This window comes from Methylobacillus sp. MM3 (assembly GCF_001645185.1).
Lineage (GTDB): Bacteria > Pseudomonadota > Gammaproteobacteria > Burkholderiales > Methylophilaceae > MM2.
The window spans coordinates 200,462-217,596 of record NZ_LXTQ01000050.1 but is presented as its reverse complement, the minus strand read 5'-3'; the positions used below and the strand labels follow the sequence as shown (position 1 = coordinate 217,596).

Here is a 17,135-nt window from a genome sequence, read left to right as displayed (position 1 = left end):
GCCGAAATGCCCTCTCGAAGCGATTAACATCATTGGTCCAGCCCCAAGTCTTTTACAAAGCGGGCCTTTGGAACAACTCGCTCGATGGGGAGGTGAAACATCTCTGAAGTTATTCGTTGGAGTTGGATGAGGACATCTTCATACGGCATTGGCGCTGAAGTCTTGGCTTTCAACTCATACAGCAGATGTGCAAACTCCTCGACTGTCTCGGTTTTCTGAGCAAGGTCGTCCGGCACTGCGACGCCAAATGTTCGTTCGGCTTCCAAAACCAATTCAACGGTATCCAGGCCCATGGCATCTAACGTTCGACATAAAGGGCGTGCTTTAGCACTCCCCTCTCGACGGAATTATTAGCCACCATTGCTTCGCCACTCTTTGAGACGTTGATCGAGTACTGGCTTTAGAGTCTCGTATGTACTCCATGCGTCTGGTACGTGGTAAAGGCTCGGCAGGCTGCCAAGAAGCAAGGTTTCGTAGTCGGCCAGGTAGTTGCCATTCTCGAAATTGAAATAGGCGGCGGCAAACTTGTTTCCCTCATCGTTGAGGTCTTCGTCGGTGAGTTTTCCGTCGCAGAACTTCAAGAAAAATGCTCCAGGAGTGAGGGAACGCTCTTCAAGCGTAGCGAAGCTTTCTGGCATTTCCTCTGTTTGCATCTCTCCACCCAGATCAGATAGCAGTGCCCATGCGAGAAACATTCCGCTATGGGTTGCGCCAGCTTCGTCGGGGAGGTCGTTGGGGAAATCACCGCCATAGTGCCAAGATGCGTCGTCGTATTTCATAGTGGTTAACGTTTGACGTGAGAGGCGACCGGAGCCGCGAAGCGGCGGAGGGAATTGTTAGGGCTGTGTGCCATTGAGACCCAATACATCCCTGAGTGACTCGTTATCAGTACGTTCTCTATGTAAGAGCCAACGGACCCCCACGTGACCTATGGCGCGGTTGACGGCACCAATGCCTTGAATGTGCATGGTCGAAAGCATGTGAGGATCGTCTTCTTCCGGGTGCTTCATTTTGTTGTGCCCGTGGGTCTCCATTGATAGGAAACGGTAGAAGATGTTGTATAGGTCCGTGACTCCCGCTTCCGCGGCTTGGTCGAACACACTTTTTCTTTTTGGGATGCTCTTCATGCGATCAGTTTCAAGAAACTCAGCCGTAGCATCTTCTCCGCTGTGGCGATTCCAAATTTTGGCTTTGTCCGACTGTAAATTTATCTTGAGTACGCGAGCGAGCTCTGCAATCTCCACCTTTCTTTGCTCTTCTGCATTATCAGTAGAGATGACGACCCAAAGTTCTGAAATTAGTGTTTCTAACAATGATCTGGCGAGGATTCCAAGGCAAGCTGCGTTGTGTTCCCGACCTAAAGCAGCGGCGCCTCTGACTAGCTCGGCTGAGTGAAGCATGTGCTGGCGGACAAGATCATCGCGTATGTCTGTGGCCCCCGTAGCAGCGATTGCGCTTGCGGCTTTGAGTCTCTGACTCTGCTCATTCATTGATTCCGCAAGATCGATAAGGTTTGGCGAGTCTGTGGACATGATTGCGTACGGTAGAGCTCTAACGTGAAATAGACACCGCGAGAGGTGTATAACTTGAAAAAACAAGGTGGATAAGTAGATTCATTATTTTTATATCTTGTTGTTCAACAATAACTATTCTCAAGAATATCTGGATTATGCACCGCTCTGACTCCCCTTCTCAACACCCCTTCTCCCAAACTGTTGGATCAAGAGCGCGGTGGCTGCGTGCCAAGCACTACAGTATCTGAATGTAAGATTTATTCCTAATAATTTAATTAATACATCGCGTTATGCATACTGCAGTTGGGTTTGGGCATTTGATCGAAACCTCGGCCCTCTCGCGGCCAATGAAAAACGCCTTCGATATCATCGTAAATAACGATGGCACCGAAGGCGTTGGTGACGGCGCGAGCGTTTCCGTTGCGCTTAAGAATTACTGCTGCTGTTGCGCTGCCGGTTGCGGTTCTGCCACAAAGATTTCTACGCGGCGGTTTTTGGCGCGATTGGCGGCGGTGTCGTTTGAGGCGATCGGTTCGCGCGAGCCGCGGCCGTCGATGGCGATGCGGCTGGAGGCGACTCCGCGGGTGACGAGGTAGTCGCGGGCGCTGGCGGCGCGATTGACGGACAAGGGGTTGTTGATGGCGTCGCTGCCGGTGCTGTCAGTGTGACCGATGATCTGGACGGTGGCGGCCGGATTGCTGACCAGGCCGGCGGCGAATTTGTCGAGAATCGGGCGGAAATTCGGCTTGATGTCGGCGCGGTTGGTATCGAAGGAAATATCGCTCGGGATTTCGAGTTTCAGGCGGTTGTCTTCGGTTTTGGTGACTTCGACGCCGGTGCCTTCAGTGGCCTCCTCCATTTGTTCTTTTTGTGCCTGCATTTTCTTGGACCAGACATTGCCGGCGAGAGCGCCTACGCCTGCGCCGACAGCGGCGCCAATAGCCGCGCCTCTGCCTTTGCCTGCAATGCCGCCCAGCACGGCTCCGCCTGCGGCACCGATACCGGCGCCTTTGGCGGTGTCTTTCTGGGTTTCGGTCATGTTGGCGCAGCCGGTGAGAGCGAGGGCGACGATGGTAGTAGCGACGATGGATTTGTTACGCATTTAATACCCCTTTTTGAGCTGTTGTTGGAACTCTGTTTTGAACATTGTCGCCTGAAAGGGTTCCGGTTAAATGAGTCGTATGGGCTATTGCGCGGGGAAAACGGGCCCGGTACTTGCCGGTTCCCACGGGTCGAATTTGTGCATGACGCTGGAAAAAAGCGCGGAATCGAGCAGCGTCGAGAGCCAGCGCAGCAGCTGCGGCCAGGGTTGTGCATCGAACCATGCCTGGTCGGTCTGCGCGAATTGGCGGATGAAGGGAAAGGTCGCGATATCGGCGAGCGCGGGGCGGCTGCCGAAAAGATAGGGCCGATGGGCGAGACGGCTTTCCAGCGCGAGCAGGTAATCGGCTCCGGCCGCGCGGTGTTCCAGCGGATCGACGTTATTGTAACGGTTCGGGTATTTGTAGCGGTCGAGGTGCAGCTTGAAATCGCCGTCGCATTGCGCGATGAGGTGCAGCATGTCGTCTAGCGAGCCGTGCTCCGGCGCCAGCCAGTGTTGCGGATCATTGCACTCCAGTGCCCATAGCATGATATCCAGGCTTTCTTCGATGACCGTGCCGTCGGGCAGTACCAGCACCGGGACGGTGCCTTTGGGCGAGGCGGCGAATAATTCCTGCGGTTTGGCGCGCAGGATGATCTCGCGGAGTTCGCATATCGTGCCGCTCGCAAGCAGGGCCATGCGGGCGCGCATGGCATAGGGGCAGCGGCGGAAGGAATAGAGGATGGGGTGCTGCATCATGCGTGCGGCGGTTATTCCTTGTGCGTCCTTTTGCCCTTGTTGAACGCCACGCCGATGTGTTTTTCGCCACGCTGCGTTGCCAGATCGATCTGGTGTTGGCGCTCGGCGGCGCTCTTGAGCTGTTCTTCGGTTTTGGTGCCATGGCAGTGCGGGCAGCTGACACCGTGTTTGTACAAGGGCGAGGCTTTCTCGGCTTCGCCTATGGGCTGGCGGCAGGCGCGGCAGAGTTCGTAGTCGCCTTGTTCCAGGCCGTGTTTGACTGATACGCGCTCATCGAACACAAAGCATTCACCTTCCCACAGGCTTTGTTCCTCGGGCACGGTTTCGAGGTATTTGAGGATGCCGCCTTCAAGGTGGTAGACCTCGTCGTAGCCTTGGCTGCGCATGTAGGCGGTGGATTTTTCGCAGCGGATGCCGCCGGTGCAGAACATCGCGATCCTGGGTTTATCCAGCAGATCCTTGTGCTCTTCCACCCACTTCGGCAACTCGGTGAAGGTCTGGGTATGCGGATTGACCGCTCCCTTGAAGGTGCCGATGCCGACTTCGTAGTCGTTGCGCGTGTCGATGACGACGACGTTCGGGTCGCTGATCAGCGCGTTCCAGTCTTCCGGCTTTACATATTTTCCGGCCATTTTGTTGGGATCGACGCCCGGCACGCCCAGTTTGACGATTTCCTTCTTGAGGCGCACCTTCATGCGGTAGAAAGGCATTTCGGCGGCCCAGGATTCCTTGTGCGTGAGGTCGGCCATGCGCGGGTCGTCACGCAGATAGCCGAGCACGGCATGGATGTTTTCGGGCAGGCCGGCGATGGTGCCGTTGATGCCTTCCTGCGCCAGCAGCAGCGTGCCCTTGATGCCGTGTGCGTTGCACACATCGAGCAGCGGCTGCTGCAAATCGGCGTAATCCGGCAGCGAAACGAATTTATAAAGGGCGGCAGTGAGAAAGCGCGACATCGTACATGACCAAATTGCTGAAGGCGGGCAGAGTAGCATTAACCTGGAAATTATAAAACCCATAAAAATCCGTAGCTTGCCTAGGGGGTCGGCTTTATTCGGCCTCATGAAAACAACGTCTGGCTCAGCGATGGGTCTGGGGGCCGCTCTCGGCTGAATTTACGATTGCCGCTCCGCCATGGTGAGACCTTGCATGGCGAATGGCGGAATCGATAAATGAGGGTGCCGACGCGGGAGCATCTGTCAGCGATGCTGGTCCAACTGCATGCATTCTAGATGTAAGGAAAACACCGCAACGACGACCAATTGTCACAACCCCTATGGAGGCGAATCCGTCATGAAAACCATCAAACTCCTGTTGTCTGCATTAGCCCTGCTGGCCGCGACTGTGGCGCAAGCCGAACCTTACACCCAGGAAGCGTTCGACAGGCTGCAAAGCGAAGGCAAGCCCACGCTGGTCGCGGTGCATGCCGACTGGTGCCCGACCTGCAAGCGGCAGGCGCCTATTATCGATGCGCTGTTGAAACAGCCTCCGTATAGTGCGATTACGCTGCTTAAAGTGGATTTCGACACACAGAAGGACATCGTGAAAAGCTTGCGTGTCCCCAGGCAAAGCGCGCTGATTGTGTACAAGAACGGCAAGGAGGTGGGGCGCACTCTCGGCGACACCTCGCGCACGGGTATCGAAAATCTGCTGAAACGCGCGATCTGAGATTGGCATGTTTACCGAAATCGGCACCTATGGCCTGAGTCTGGCGGCCGGTACGCTTTCCACGCTGTCGCCTTGCGTGCTGCCGCTGGTTCCCATCCTCGTGGGATCGGCATTGATGACGCATCGTCTGGGGCCGCATGCGCTGGCGGCCGGTCTGGCGCTGTCGTTCACGCTGGTGGGCGTTTTTATTGTCGGCCTCGGCGCTGCCGCCGGGCTGGATCAGGAAATATTCCGCAATATCGCAGCCGTGCTGTTGATCGGGTTCGGGGTCGTGCTGCTGTCACCCGCGTTGCAGGCGAAATTTGCGGTGGCGGCATCGCGGTTGGGCGGCCCCGGACAATCGCTGATCAACCGGGTTTCCGGCGAAAGCCTGGGCGGGCAGTTTGCATTGGGCCTGTTGCTGGGAGTGGTCTGGACACCCTGCGTAGGCCCGACGCTGGGCGCCACCATCACCCTTGCCAGCCAGGGGCAGGATCTGGGGCATGTAGCGTTGATGATGGCCTTGTTCGGGCTGGGAGCGGGCATACCGCTGGTGTTGCTGGGTATGTTATCGCGTCAGGCAATGATGCGGTTCCGCGACAAGCTGCTGATGGCGGGCAAGACCGGCAAAAGCGTGCTGGGCGTTGTCCTGCTGGTGATGGGCATCCTCATTCTGACCGGTGCCGACAAGACGTTTGAAACCTACGCTCTGAGCCTGTCCCCGGACTGGCTGACGGAACTGACCAGTTCAATCTGACTTTAAATCCCCAACTCCCGATTTCGATTGCGTCAAGAGCGAGCCCTTTCGATGTGCTGGAGGTGATCTGTGTTATTAATAATTAATTAAAATAAAATATCAACTATTCAATAGCTTGAGATGCTGTTATTTGTTATTAGCCCATATGGGCTATTGGATGATGAAGTGCTTGCGAGTTTTAATGGTTCCATCGAATTCAATCATGGAAAAGGAGTGCCATTATGCTTCGCAAGAAACTGTTGGCATCGGTGGCGGCAGCAGCGCTTGGAATAGCGGTTTACACTTCATTGGGCGCAGCGACATTGCTGCCGGAATTGCCGGGGTTGCCGACGCAATCCGAGAAGGGGATTATTTCTTATTTCTCTACGGCAACGGAATCGTTCTTCGATTATTTCGAAGATCAGCATGCGCGGAAGCGGGCTGCTCTTGCCACGCCGGCGGGGGAGACGTTCCACGGACCATATTCACTCATGGTGTCGGCGGATGACGGGCCCAATTCATTCGGCATGGTCCTGGCCAGTCTGGGATTGATGGCCGTCATCGTGCATCGTCGGCGCAATATCTGAAACAGGACAATAGTCAAACAAAAAGGCCCTTGCGGGCCTTTTTTGTTTTTAACGTCTCGATACGTAAGTATAGGATGCGAAAATGATTCTGCGGAACATGACCAATACCGGCAGAAAAATCGCTGCGCCGATCACATCGGCCAGGAGGTCGTCGAAGCCCGCCTGACGGCCGGGCAGGAAGGCCTGGTGCAATTCGTCGCAGGCGCCTATGGCCAGCACGACCAGCAGCACGGCGGTTAGCGAAAGCCGGGGAAATGTCAGGCCGACCAGTACGCCGATGCTGCCATACACCATGACATGCACTACTTTGTCCCACGGCGGGGGAAAGAGCGAACCGGCGCCGGGTTGTTCTCCGCCGATGAAAATCATCGCGAGCAGGATGAGCAGGAATGCGAGGGAAAACTGGCGCAAGGTCTCAAGAGGAAGGGGTTTTTTCAGCAAAATTCTGGCTCCATGCAAAAGGTTGCGGGACGTCACTTCAGGCAACAGCGTTGCCTCGAGTGCTCGGTTTGTTATAGGCGGAGATGCCTGCGTTGCGAAGGGCGAGATCGTCGAGAGCGAAGCAAAGTTTACGACGGCAAGAGGCGATCCGGCTAGTAGGCACCATCCTGCCCTTTGAATACCACGAGTACGGTTTTGAGGATGATGTACATATCCAGCTTGAGGCTCCAGTTGCGCAGGTAGTCGATATCGTAGTCGATCCGCGCTTTCATCTTGTTCAGGGTTTCGGTTTCGCCGCGCAGGCCGTTGACCTGCGCCCAGCCGGTGATGCCGGGTTTGACCTTGTGCCGCACCATGTAGCCGGTGATCAGCTTGCGGTACATCTCATTGTGCGCCACAGCATGCGGGCGCGGGCCGACGATGCTCATGCGGCCTTGCAGCACATTGATGAATTGCGGCAGTTCATCGAGCGAAGTCTTGCGCAGAAAAGCGCCAAAAGGCGTGATGCGCTGGTCTTCCTTGGTGGCCTGCGTGACCTTGTCGCCGTCCTCGCATACGGTCATCGAGCGGAACTTGTAAACGTAGATTTCTTCGCCATACAAGCCGTAACGGCGCTGCTTGAAGATGATGGGGCCGGGCGAGCCCAATTTGACGCCGATGGCGATGGCCAGCAGGATGGGGCTGATCATGATCAGGATGAGAGACGAGATCACAATATCCGCCAGGCGCTTCAATACACCATTGAAGCCGACGAAAGGCGTTTCGCACACCGCCACTACCGGGATATCGTCAATCTGCCCGATGCGCCCCTGGATCAGGTCGGAAAGGAAGATATCCGGCACGAAATAGATCGATGCGGTCGTGTCCTTCAGTTCGTCCAGCAGCCGCACGATGCGCGGCTGGCTGGCCATGTGCAGCGACAGATAGATGATGTTGACGCGATGTTCCTTCACATAGGCCGAGATGTCGTCGATGGTTCCCAGTGTCGGGTATTTCATGTCCTTGACCGGGATGCGTTCTTCGCTGCGGTCCTCGAAAAAGCCGAGCAATTCGGCGGCGATGTAGTTGTTCTCCGCCAGCCGCTCGGCCAGTGCCAGGCCCTGTTCGTTGATACCGACAATGATGGTGCGCTTGGTCGGCCCTTGCAGCTTGATCAGCACCGGCGCGACGATGCGCAAGGCGAAGATCGCCATCAGCATCAGGACTGGCGTCATCCATAGCCAGGCGAGGATGGCGGCGGCCGGAAAATACGAGAGATAACCCGTCGCCAGTCCGAACGCGACCAGCAGACCGGAGATGAATACCCAGTTGACGAAGGTATTGCTGACAACCTCGCTTGGCGTCAGGGTGATTTTCGAACTGCTGGGAAATGTCAGCGAAAACAGGATGACGGACAGGATCAGGTAAGGCGGTTTGAGACCGCCTTCGTACATGGATGCGACCATCCACACCGCGAACACGACGACCAACGGGTCGAGCAGGGCCTCGGTGATGTAAAGAATGTTGTCACGTGCAATCGCAATGCCGAAGGATTTGCGAAAGCGCGGCGCGGATCTAAAGCGATTCATTGAGTTCCAGTTTGCTGAGTTTGGCGACGGCCTGGGCGCGGTTGACGACATCCAGCTTCCTGAAAATGCGCTGCAGATGGTTTTTGACCGTAAAGGCGCTGATGTCGAGAATCATGCCGATCTCGAAATTGGTCTTGCCGTTGCGCACCCACTCCATGATTTCCAACTCGCGCGTTGACAGCGATCCCAGGTCTTCGTCTGCAAAGACGGGTTCTTCCACCGGCTGCGGCGGCATCTGCTCGGGCAGGTGGTCGAGCTGCCTGAGCGAGCTGTCGATATACGGCAGCAGCGCTTCCAGCATGGAACGGGAAGTCGGAGGCAGCGTTGTGGAGGAGCTCATCAGCACATACAGGCAATCGTGGCGGCCGCGCACATCCTTGATGGCATGCACCATCGCCGAACGCATGTGCTTGAAATTGCCGTCCAGCTTGTCATGCTCGAATTCCCTGTCCTCGAAGATGCCCTGATTCATCGTCAGGGTGAACGGGGCGCGGGAATGTGTATTCCACGAGCTGAACAAACGCTTCAGCAACGGCGTGAGGTTGGTGTTGTGAACCTGTCCCGTGCGAATTCCGGGGATCGCCGACACGATATCGAAATACACCAGGCCTAAGGAAAAGTCGCCCCAGGCCGCGATCATGATGTCGTGCGGCAGAAATTGCTGCAGGTTGCCTTGCGACCACAGCAGGAATTCGAAGTGGGAACGTACCTTGAGTGATTCGTGCAACAGTTCGACAAATTGCACCATTTCACCGGTATCCAGTTTGGTATGGAGTGACATAATTATTTCTTCGCAAGTTGATTGAAATGGCAGGGTCTGGCCGGGCATGGACGAGGTAGGTGGTACTTTCCGGTCCGGCTGCGCGAATACCAACGGTTTCAGTCTTCGCACCCTGTCGATAGCCAAAACGACTTAATCTCTGATGACTACTAGGCAATTCGCATGCCATCGTCTCAAGCAATTGAAAATAAAAGAAAAAATTAATACCAAGCGAAGCTTTGCACTCAATCTTCGTCTCCAAAAAACGACAGCAAGCCCCTGCCTGTTTGTAACCTGATGATTTTTATGGAGTTGGTTTGTCTCAGCTTGAAGACAACCGTCCTGCCAGAGTCGCCGTGCAGTCCATCCAGGCCATTTTCCGGCGCTGTACTCTCGCATAGGATTTAAAAATCCTTTCGATTCAATCGACTATTTATTCCCGCAGTGGGGCGATAAACCCCTAGTCCCTTCGGCCTATTGTTGAAAAGACGTCGGATTTTTACGATGAGTCAAACTTTCGGAGGTAGGGATGTGTGCCTGTTTCGGTAGTTTTCAACCTGTATGCGGCGCTTGGGCGGAAAACGAAACGGATGCCGTTTTGGAGCTTGAGATATGTCCTACAGTCAGCTTTTCAAATTCAACCTGGATACAGGCGTAATTCGGATGAACGATGCAGCAAGCACGATATATGGCGACCTGAATAAACTGGGTCCGGCCGAGAACTATATGGATGAGATTTACGAAATCATCCATCAGATACGGCTTTTCGACGACTTCGGCATGGACGAGATCAAGGTACTTTGCCACTACCTGCGCTGTTATGCCGCGCCGCGTCATTACCCGTTGCTGAAAGAGGGCGACCGCGGCGATTTCATGGTGCTGATACTCACCGGTTCGGCCGAGGTGCGAGTGAATATCCCGGGCCTGGGCAACGAGAAGATCGCCGAACTGCTGCCGGGCTCCACCGTGGGAGAGACCTCGATGATTGACGGCGAACCGCGTTTCATTACCTGCATCGCCACGGCGCCCACCGACTTTGCCGTGTTGTCGCGCGACTCGCTCAACCAGATACTGATGCAGGCGCCGCGCCTGGGCAACAAGCTGTTGCTAACCCTGCTTCAACTTTTATCGGCCCGCCTTCGCGAGGCCTATAACCCGGTCCAGACCGCTGTTGTCTAGTCCGGCCAGCCCGCGCCGTCAGGCGGGGCATATCGTAAAGAGGTGATACCGTGATCAAGAAAATATTTGCTCTGATAACTACGCTGGCGATGCTGTCGTTTGCGACGGCTTCCCTGGCGGCGGAAAAAGCCCCTGGCGAATATCAGCTCGGGCCGGGCGATGCATTGCGCATCACCGTTTTCCAGAACCCCGACCTGACCCTGGAAACCCGTGTCGCCGAAGACGGCACCATTTCCTTTCCACTGATCGGCACGGTGAAAGTCGGCGGCTTGTCGCCAGCGGCAGCCGAGAAGCTGATTGCCGACAAGCTGAAGAACGGCAAATTCGTCAAGCAGCCGCAGGTCAATATCGCGCTGACCGAAGTGCGCGGCAGCCAGGTGGCAGTGCTGGGGCTGGTCAACAAGCCCGGACGATTCCCGCTTGAGGTTTCCAGCACGCGCTTGTCAGACATGCTGGCGCTCGCGGGTGGCGTCGTTCCCGAGGCGGGCGGCGGTACGGCGGTGCTGACCGGTAGCCGCGACGGCAAGCAGATCCGGCAGGAAGTCGATATCGCCACGCTGTTCAGCGATGAATCCGGCAAGCAGAACCTGACGCTCAAAAACGGCGACGTGATCTACGTGACGCCGGGCAATCAGGTTTCGGTGCTGGGGCTGGTCAACAAGCCCGGACGATTCCCGATCGAAAACTCCAAGATGTATCTCACCGATGTGCTGACACTTGCTGGCGGCCTTTCTTCCGGCGCCTCGGATATCGCGATTGTCTCCGGCACGCGCGACGGCCAGCCGTTCCGCAAGGAAGTCGACCTCGCCGCGATCTATCTCAACGCCAAGCCCGAGAATAACGTGGTGATTGCCGCGGGCGACGAAGTCTACGTGCATCGCGCGCCGGTGTTCTACATCTACGGCGAAGCACAGAAACCGGGTGCTTACCGCATTGAGCGCAACATGACCGTGATCCAGGCGCTGGCGCAAGGCGGCGGGCCGACCGCGCGCGGCACCGAGCGCAACATCAAGCTGTTGCGCCGTACGCCCAACGGCGGCAGCGAGGAACTCCGCCCCAAGATGACCGATCTTGTCCGTCCGGATGATGTGATCTACGTGCGGGAAAGCCTCTTCTAAGGGTGAAATCATGAACCTGACCTCGGTATTCCTGATGCTGCGGGCACGAATCAAGATCGTGCTCGCGACTTTCCTCATCACCGTGCTGACCGCGACCGTGGTCAGCCTGCTGATGCCCAAATACTACCGGGCGACCACGCAACTGGTGCTGAGCTACACCGGCGTCGATACCGTGACCGGTTCGCCTTTGCTGGCGGCGCAATTGCCGGGCTACGTGCAGACGCAGATAGACATCATCAAGAACCGCAGCGTGGCGCTCAAGGTGGTGGATGATCTGCACCTGACAGCGAACGAAACGATGCGCGAGGCGTTCACGGACGCTACCGAAGGCCGGGGCAACATCCGCGACTGGATCGCCGGCCGACTGATGAGCCGTCTCGACGTCGACCCTTCCAGCGACAGCAGCGTGCTCAGCATCACCTACAGTGACAAGGAAGCGCAGACGGCGGCCAATATCGTTAATGCGTTTGCGCAGTCGTACAAGGATCTCAGCACCAAGCTCAAGGTGGAGCCGGCGCAGGATGCGGCGAATTATTTCAGCCAGCAGGCCAAGGGCTTGCGCGACAACCTGGAACGCGCACAGAACAAGCTGTCGCAATACCAGCAGGAAAAAGGCATCACCAGCGCGGATGAAAAGCTGGATGTCGAGGTCGCGCGCCTGAACGACCTCTCGCAGCAGCTGGTGACCGCGCAATCGATGGCGATCGAGGCCCGCTCCCGGCAGGCGAATGCGCGCAGCAACGCCAGCGATTCGCCCGATGTCGCGCAGAGCCCGGTGATCCAGAGCCTGCGCATCGATGCCGGCAAGGCGGCTTCCAAGCTGGCCGAGCTGTCCGAGCGGCTGGGTGACAACCATCCGCAATACATCGCGGCCAAGGCCGAGCTCGCCAAGATTCAGGGCCAATTGCAAAAGGAAATCCAGAGCACATCCAACAGCATCAGCGGCACCGCGCAGATTCACGAGCAGCGCGAGGCCGACCTGCGCGCCCAGGTGGCGATGCAGAAAACCAAGGTGCTGGAAACCAACCGCATGCGCGACGAGCTGTCGGTGCTGAAGAAAGACGTGGAAATGGCGCAGAAGGCCATGGACACCACCGCGCAGCGCTTCACCGAAACCAGCATGGAAGGCCAGGCCAACCACAGCGATGTGTCGCTGCTGAGCCCGGCTTTGCCGCCGGGTTCGCCCTCATCTCCCAAGGTCGGGTTGAATATCGCGCTTTCTGTGGTGCTGGGCGCCCTGCTGGGCATCGGTCTGGGGCTGGTCATCGAACTGCTGGATCGCCGCGTGCGCAGCAGCAACGATGTCGCCAACCTGCTGCGCGTGCCGGTGATTGCCTTGAAACAACAAAAACCCACCGTGACGGGCATGCGTCTACTGCCGGGTCCTGCTACCGGCAGATACCTGCCTTCGTCCTGAGGACAAATCATGAATATCAGCCCGCTTAATCCCAACGCATTGCCGATTTCGACCGGTAATTACCGCGACACGATGATAGGCCGGATCCTGCAGGATCTGGGCAAGATCAGCGCGGAGGAAACCGAACGCATCCTGCAGCTGCAAAAGAAGGAAGGGCTGCGCTTCGGCGATGCGGCACGCAAGCTCCGACTTGTGACGGAAGCCGATATCCTGCAGGCGCTGGCGATCCAGTTTGATTACCCTTATCTCGCGCCGGACAAGGGCGAGCTCAGCAAGGAACTAGTGGCCGCCTACGAGCCATTTTCGCCGGAGGTTGAAGCCCTGCGCGCCTTGCGCAGCCAGTTGCAGCTGCGCTGGTTCAATCACGGCAACAAGGCGCTGTCGGTGATCTCGGCCAATGCCGGCGAGGGGTGCAGCAATCTCGCCGCCAATCTCGCCATCGTGTTTTCCCAGTTGGGCGAGCATACCTTGCTGATCGACGCCAACTTGCGGCGGCCGACCCAGCATGCGCTGTTCAATCTCAGGGAAGCGCGCGGACTGTCGGACGTGCTGATCGGCCGGGCGAGCATCGAGGTGATTCGCGAGATTGACGCCATTGCCAACCTCTCCGTGCTGGGCGCGGGGACCATTCCGCCCAACCCGCAGGAGTTGCTCAACCGCAAGAGTTTCACCGAGCTGATCAATATCGTGCAGGACATCTACGACGTGGTCATCGTCGATACCGCGCCGGCCATTGCCGCGGCGGATGCGCAAATGGTTGCCGCGCGCTGCCGCGGTGCGCTGCTGGTATCCCGCCTTAACGAAACGCCCATGTCCGATATCGCCAACGTCGGCGATCAACTGGTTGTCAGCGATGTGCAGCTGGTGGCCGCCATCGTTCTGTAGCTCCCTTGCCGGTCGGGCGGCCGCTGCGCCGCTTGCTTCCGGCTATACACAAGAAGAGATTTTGTATGGCATTTGCCGCCCTGTTGAAATCGTCGAGCAGGACTCTGATGACCACGGTCGCCGTGACGGCGATCGGGTTCTTCACCTCGGTCATCACCGCCCGTATCCTCGGCCCGGAGGGCCGGGGCCTGCTGTCCGGCGCGTTGCTGATTGCGACGCTGGCCGGCAATGCCTCGCTGTTCGGGCTGGCGAACAGTTTCATCTACCACAAGGGCGCCGGGCGGCCGTTCAACTACGGCCAGTGGATGGTGTTCTCGCTGGTGTTCGTCGCCGGCCTGTCGGTAATGCTGGCCTGGCTGGGCATGAATATCACCAGCGAGGCGCAGCTGCATGCGCAGTTGCCGCTGATTTTGCTGTTGACCGCCGCGACGGCGGGGCAGGGATATTTCTACGCGTTGAGCCAACTGCACGACGGGCTGCATTTCTTCAACCTGATGCGCTTCCTGCTGGTGGTCGGCAACCTGGTGCTGCTGCTGGGGCTGGTGGCATTCATGGATACGGTGGATTTCCGCGCCATCCTCATCACGCAGCTGATCGTCGCGGCGGCGCTCATGCTGCTGGGCCTCGGCTGGGCGAAGCGCAACCGGGTGTGGCAGATGGCCGAAAGCGACAGTCCGCCAGCCACATGGAAAGGCATGCTGGGCTACGGCGCCAGTCATCACGGCACGGTGCTGTTGAGCCTGTTTCTCGTCAATTTCGACAAGATCGCGCTGCTCAATATCGGCACGATTGTGGAATACGGCTTCTACGCACTGGCCTTCACCACCTCTCGCCTGATCGGCGCGGTGCAGGAGGCGGTATCGACGGCGCTCTATTCGCGCTTCGCGGGCAAGGACGTGAATGCCTTGTCGCACCACGTGCGGGTCGCCTTCCGCGTGACTTTCATGCCGATGCTGCTGCTGGCGGCACTGGGCGCGGCGCTGTCGCCGTGGCTGATCCGGTGGGTATACGGCGAATCCTTTGCGTCGATGACGATCCCGTTCGCGATTTTGCTGTTCGAATGCGTGATCACCGGCGCGAGCTGGACGCTGGCGCAGCGTTTCAACGCCGGCGGCCGGCCGGGGCTGGTGTTCGTGCGGCAGTTCATCTCGGTGGTGCCGGTGTTTATCGCGTTGCCCTTCCTGCCCAGGCAGGACATCCACATCTACTTGAGCATGCTGATGCTGTTCGGCGCAGTGCTCAGGCTCACTGTCACCCTGGGGCTTTACCCCTTCGTGCTGAAGGAACGCATGCCGGAAATACTGCCGACGATGGCGGATTGCACGGCTGCATTGCGATTATTTACGAGGCGTAGTTATGGATAAAAAAATGAGTAGTGATGCCGTGCGGGAAAGTGATTCTTCTCCCGAATTCAACCACACCGTGATGATGACGGCGCTGTCCGACAAGCATCAGGTGATTGCCGACCTGGTCGGCGGCAAGCCGTTCCATTACATCGATTACCCGGTGCACGGCAACATCGGCGACCTGTTGATCATGCACGGCACGCTGGCGTTTTTCGAGCGGTATCACCTCAAGCCGCGCATCAGCGCGCCGGCGTTTTCGTACAACCCCGGCTGGATCGAGAAGGGCGATGTGATCCTCTTCCACGGCGGCGGAAATTTCGGCGATCTATATTCCGAATTCGGCATGCAGGCACTGCGCGAGATGGTAGTAAGCACTCGCACGGATAACCGGATCGTGGTGCTGCCGCAGACCATTCATTTTGCCTCGATGGAAGCGCGCAGACGTTCCGCGCGGCTGTTCCGCCAGCATCCGGACGTGCATCTGTGCGTGCGCGATTACGCCTCGTATGAAATCGCGCAGGAATTCACCGACCACGTGCACCTGCTGCCGGACATGGCGCACCAGCTATACCCGATTGTGCCCAAACACACGGCGACGACCGGCGCGCTGCTGATCAGCCGCATGGACGACGAAAAACGCGCTTCCGACAGCCGCGACGATATCGAATACGCCGCGATGACCGATTGGCCGGTGGTGGTAGGCGAGCGCGAGCGCAACATCGATTTCTTCCGCCGCGCGATGCGCAGCACCTATCGCCTCGGCATCGGCTGGAACTCCAACAAATTCCTGAGCCGCCGCTGGGCGAAATACTCCGGCCGCCTGATCGACGATGCGGTGAAGTTGTTCTCGCTGCACAACCACATTGCCACCGACCGCCTGCACGGCCACATCCTGGCCTGTCTCATGAACAAATCCAGCACCGTGCTGGATAACAGCTACGGCAAGAATTCGAGTTATGTCAGTGCCTGGACGGCCAACAGCGAACTGGTCGCCCTGCGGAAAGGATAAGGAGAACAATCATGGCTACTTTCGATGTGCTGCTCCCCGTCAAGAACGGGGTCGACTACCTGGCGGAAGCGCTGGACAGCATCTGCCTGCAAACCTTCCGCGACTGGCGCGTGTTCGTGCTCGATCACGGCTCCACCGACGGCAGCCTGGAAATGGCGCAAGCCTATGCCGAGCTGGACCAGCGCATCGTCGTGCGCTCGCTGCCCCATGCCAACGGCCTGGCCGGCTTGCTCAACATGGGGCTGGACATGTGCGATTGCAAATACGTGCTGCGCCAGGATGCCGACGACGTCTCGCTGCCGGGGCGCATGGAGGTACTGGCCGCGGCGATGGGCGCGGATCCGGAGCTGGTGCTGGTGGGGTCGCTGGGCGACGTGATCGACGCCTCGGGCCGCAAGATCGGCCTGCTCGACATGCCCACCGGCATCCACGGCGTGCTGACCGCGACGCCTTTCCGCACCCCGGTGGCCCACCCCACGGTGGCGATGCGGCTGGATGCGCTGCGCTGCATGGATGCCAAGTACGGCGTGGACTTTATCGGCGCGATGCCGGCCGATCGTCGCATGGATGTGCCGGGGCTGGCGGAGGATTATTTCCTGTTCGGCCAGCTGGCGCTGGTCAGCCGCTGCATGAACATCAACCAGAGCCTGATCAAGTACCGCTGGCACGGCGCCAACGTCGGCGCTACGAAATATGTAGACCAGACTGACCTGGCGCTGCGCATTTCACGCTACCTGACCGAGTCGCTCGCTATCATCAACAACACCAAGGGTTTCGACCCGGCGCCGTTCTGCAACCACGGCGTCAACCTGATCAATTTCCACGGCCGCACCGATTTCAGTGAAGAGTACGAGCAGATGCGCCGTTTCATGACCAAGATCATGCCGGAGTCGCTGGAATTGCAGCATGAGCTCTCCTACCGCAAGGCGATTTCCAACCGTCTCAAGCCGGTGATGGCCGCGCGCTACGCCACCCATGCGGCACGGCACGGCGTACGCCATGTCGAGTGGCGCACGGTACGTTCGTGGATGATCCAGGACGTGAAAAAGCAGCCCATCCTGACATTGACGCCTTCAGGGCTGGTGGCTTGA

General features: G+C 57.9%; 19 protein-coding genes. 10 read left to right on the top strand and 9 right to left on the bottom strand.

What is annotated here, in order from left to right; genetic code table 11:
• Positions 1–29 precede the first annotated feature (29 nt).
• The 6 genes from A7976_RS12990 to A7976_RS12965 form a co-directional block, all read right to left on the bottom strand.
• Positions 30–293, bottom strand: coding sequence for a hypothetical protein (locus A7976_RS12990; protein WP_067112663.1), 264 nt, complete (start codon positions 291–293; stop codon positions 30–32).
• 57 nt (positions 294–350) lie between these two features.
• Positions 351–779, bottom strand: coding sequence for a hypothetical protein (locus A7976_RS12985; protein WP_067112660.1), 429 nt, complete (start codon positions 777–779; stop codon positions 351–353).
• A 57-nt stretch (positions 780–836) separates the two neighbouring features.
• Positions 837–1,532: a DUF5677 domain-containing protein gene (locus A7976_RS12980; protein WP_205633526.1), complete on the bottom strand. Its 696-nt coding sequence runs from the start codon at positions 1,530–1,532 to the stop codon at positions 837–839.
• Between the two features lie 415 nt (positions 1,533–1,947).
• Positions 1,948–2,616, bottom strand: a complete 669-nt coding sequence (locus tag A7976_RS12975; protein WP_067112654.1) for an OmpA family protein — start codon at positions 2,614–2,616, stop codon at positions 1,948–1,950.
• An 84-nt stretch (positions 2,617–2,700) separates the two neighbouring features.
• A complete protein-coding gene (locus A7976_RS12970) occupies positions 2,701–3,354 on the bottom strand; it encodes a glutathione S-transferase (RefSeq protein WP_067112651.1) in 654 nt (217 codons plus the stop codon).
• A gap of 11 nt (positions 3,355–3,365) precedes the next feature.
• Positions 3,366–4,307: a rhodanese-related sulfurtransferase gene (locus A7976_RS12965; RefSeq protein ID WP_067112646.1), complete on the bottom strand. Its 942-nt coding sequence runs from the start codon at positions 4,305–4,307 to the stop codon at positions 3,366–3,368.
• A gap of 337 nt (positions 4,308–4,644) precedes the next feature.
• Between A7976_RS12965 and A7976_RS12960 the strand changes: the two genes are divergently transcribed.
• The 3 genes from A7976_RS12960 to A7976_RS12950 all read left to right on the top strand — a co-directional run bounded on the left by A7976_RS12960 (position 4,645) and on the right by A7976_RS12950 (position 6,321).
• Positions 4,645–5,019, top strand: coding sequence for a thioredoxin family protein (locus tag A7976_RS12960; RefSeq protein WP_067112643.1), 375 nt, complete (start codon positions 4,645–4,647; stop codon positions 5,017–5,019).
• Between the two features lie 7 nt (positions 5,020–5,026).
• Positions 5,027–5,755, top strand: a complete 729-nt coding sequence (locus tag A7976_RS12955) for a cytochrome c biogenesis CcdA family protein (protein ID WP_067112640.1) — start codon at positions 5,027–5,029, stop codon at positions 5,753–5,755.
• 221 nt (positions 5,756–5,976) lie between these two features.
• Positions 5,977–6,321 carry a hypothetical protein gene (locus A7976_RS12950; RefSeq protein ID WP_067112636.1) on the top strand — a complete coding sequence of 115 codons (345 nt, stop codon included), beginning with the start codon at positions 5,977–5,979 and terminating at the stop codon, positions 6,319–6,321.
• Between the two features lie 48 nt (positions 6,322–6,369).
• Here the strand turns inward: A7976_RS12950 and A7976_RS12945 are convergent, their stop codons facing one another.
• The 3 genes from A7976_RS12945 to epsA form a co-directional block, all read right to left on the bottom strand.
• A complete protein-coding gene (locus A7976_RS12945) occupies positions 6,370–6,762 on the bottom strand; it encodes a VanZ family protein (RefSeq protein ID WP_067112634.1) in 393 nt (130 codons plus the stop codon).
• Positions 6,763–6,914: 152 nt separating this feature from the next.
• A complete protein-coding gene (locus A7976_RS12940; RefSeq protein WP_067112631.1) occupies positions 6,915–8,330 on the bottom strand; it encodes an undecaprenyl-phosphate glucose phosphotransferase in 1,416 nt (471 codons plus the stop codon).
• On the bottom strand, positions 8,317–9,111 hold the full coding sequence (epsA, locus tag A7976_RS12935) for an XrtB/PEP-CTERM-associated transcriptional regulator EpsA (protein WP_067112628.1): 795 nt from the start codon (positions 9,109–9,111) through the stop codon (positions 8,317–8,319). Before epsA ends, A7976_RS12940 begins: the two co-directional genes overlap by 14 nt.
• 642 nt (positions 9,112–9,753) lie before the next feature.
• Between epsA and A7976_RS12930 the strand changes: the two genes are divergently transcribed.
• From A7976_RS12930 to A7976_RS12900, 7 genes are all read left to right on the top strand, one after another.
• The gene (locus A7976_RS12930) at positions 9,754–10,269 is read left to right on the top strand and encodes a cyclic nucleotide-binding domain-containing protein (RefSeq protein ID WP_240483883.1); all 516 of its coding nucleotides are present in this window, start codon (positions 9,754–9,756) and stop codon (positions 10,267–10,269) included.
• Positions 10,270–10,319: 50 nt separating this feature from the next.
• Complete coding sequence (locus A7976_RS12925) at positions 10,320–11,387, top strand: polysaccharide biosynthesis/export family protein (RefSeq protein WP_067112625.1); 1,068 nt, start codon at positions 10,320–10,322, stop codon at positions 11,385–11,387.
• 10 nt (positions 11,388–11,397) lie between these two features.
• Positions 11,398–12,804, top strand: a complete 1,407-nt coding sequence (gene epsF, locus A7976_RS12920; protein WP_067112622.1) for a chain length determinant protein EpsF — start codon at positions 11,398–11,400, stop codon at positions 12,802–12,804.
• Positions 12,805–12,813: 9 nt separating this feature from the next.
• Entirely contained in the window at positions 12,814–13,689 is an 876-nt protein-coding gene (gene epsG / locus A7976_RS12915) for a chain length determinant protein tyrosine kinase EpsG (RefSeq protein ID WP_067112620.1), read from the top strand.
• A 65-nt stretch (positions 13,690–13,754) separates the two neighbouring features.
• Positions 13,755–15,053 (top strand): lipopolysaccharide biosynthesis protein, encoded by a 1,299-nt coding sequence (locus A7976_RS12910; RefSeq protein ID WP_067112617.1) that lies wholly within the window; start codon positions 13,755–13,757, stop codon positions 15,051–15,053.
• 4 nt (positions 15,054–15,057) lie between these two features.
• Entirely contained in the window at positions 15,058–16,044 is a 987-nt protein-coding gene (locus tag A7976_RS12905) for a polysaccharide pyruvyl transferase family protein (RefSeq protein WP_205633525.1), read from the top strand.
• An 11-nt stretch (positions 16,045–16,055) separates the two neighbouring features.
• Entirely contained in the window at positions 16,056–17,135 is a 1,080-nt protein-coding gene (locus A7976_RS12900; protein ID WP_067112614.1) for a glycosyltransferase family 2 protein, read from the top strand.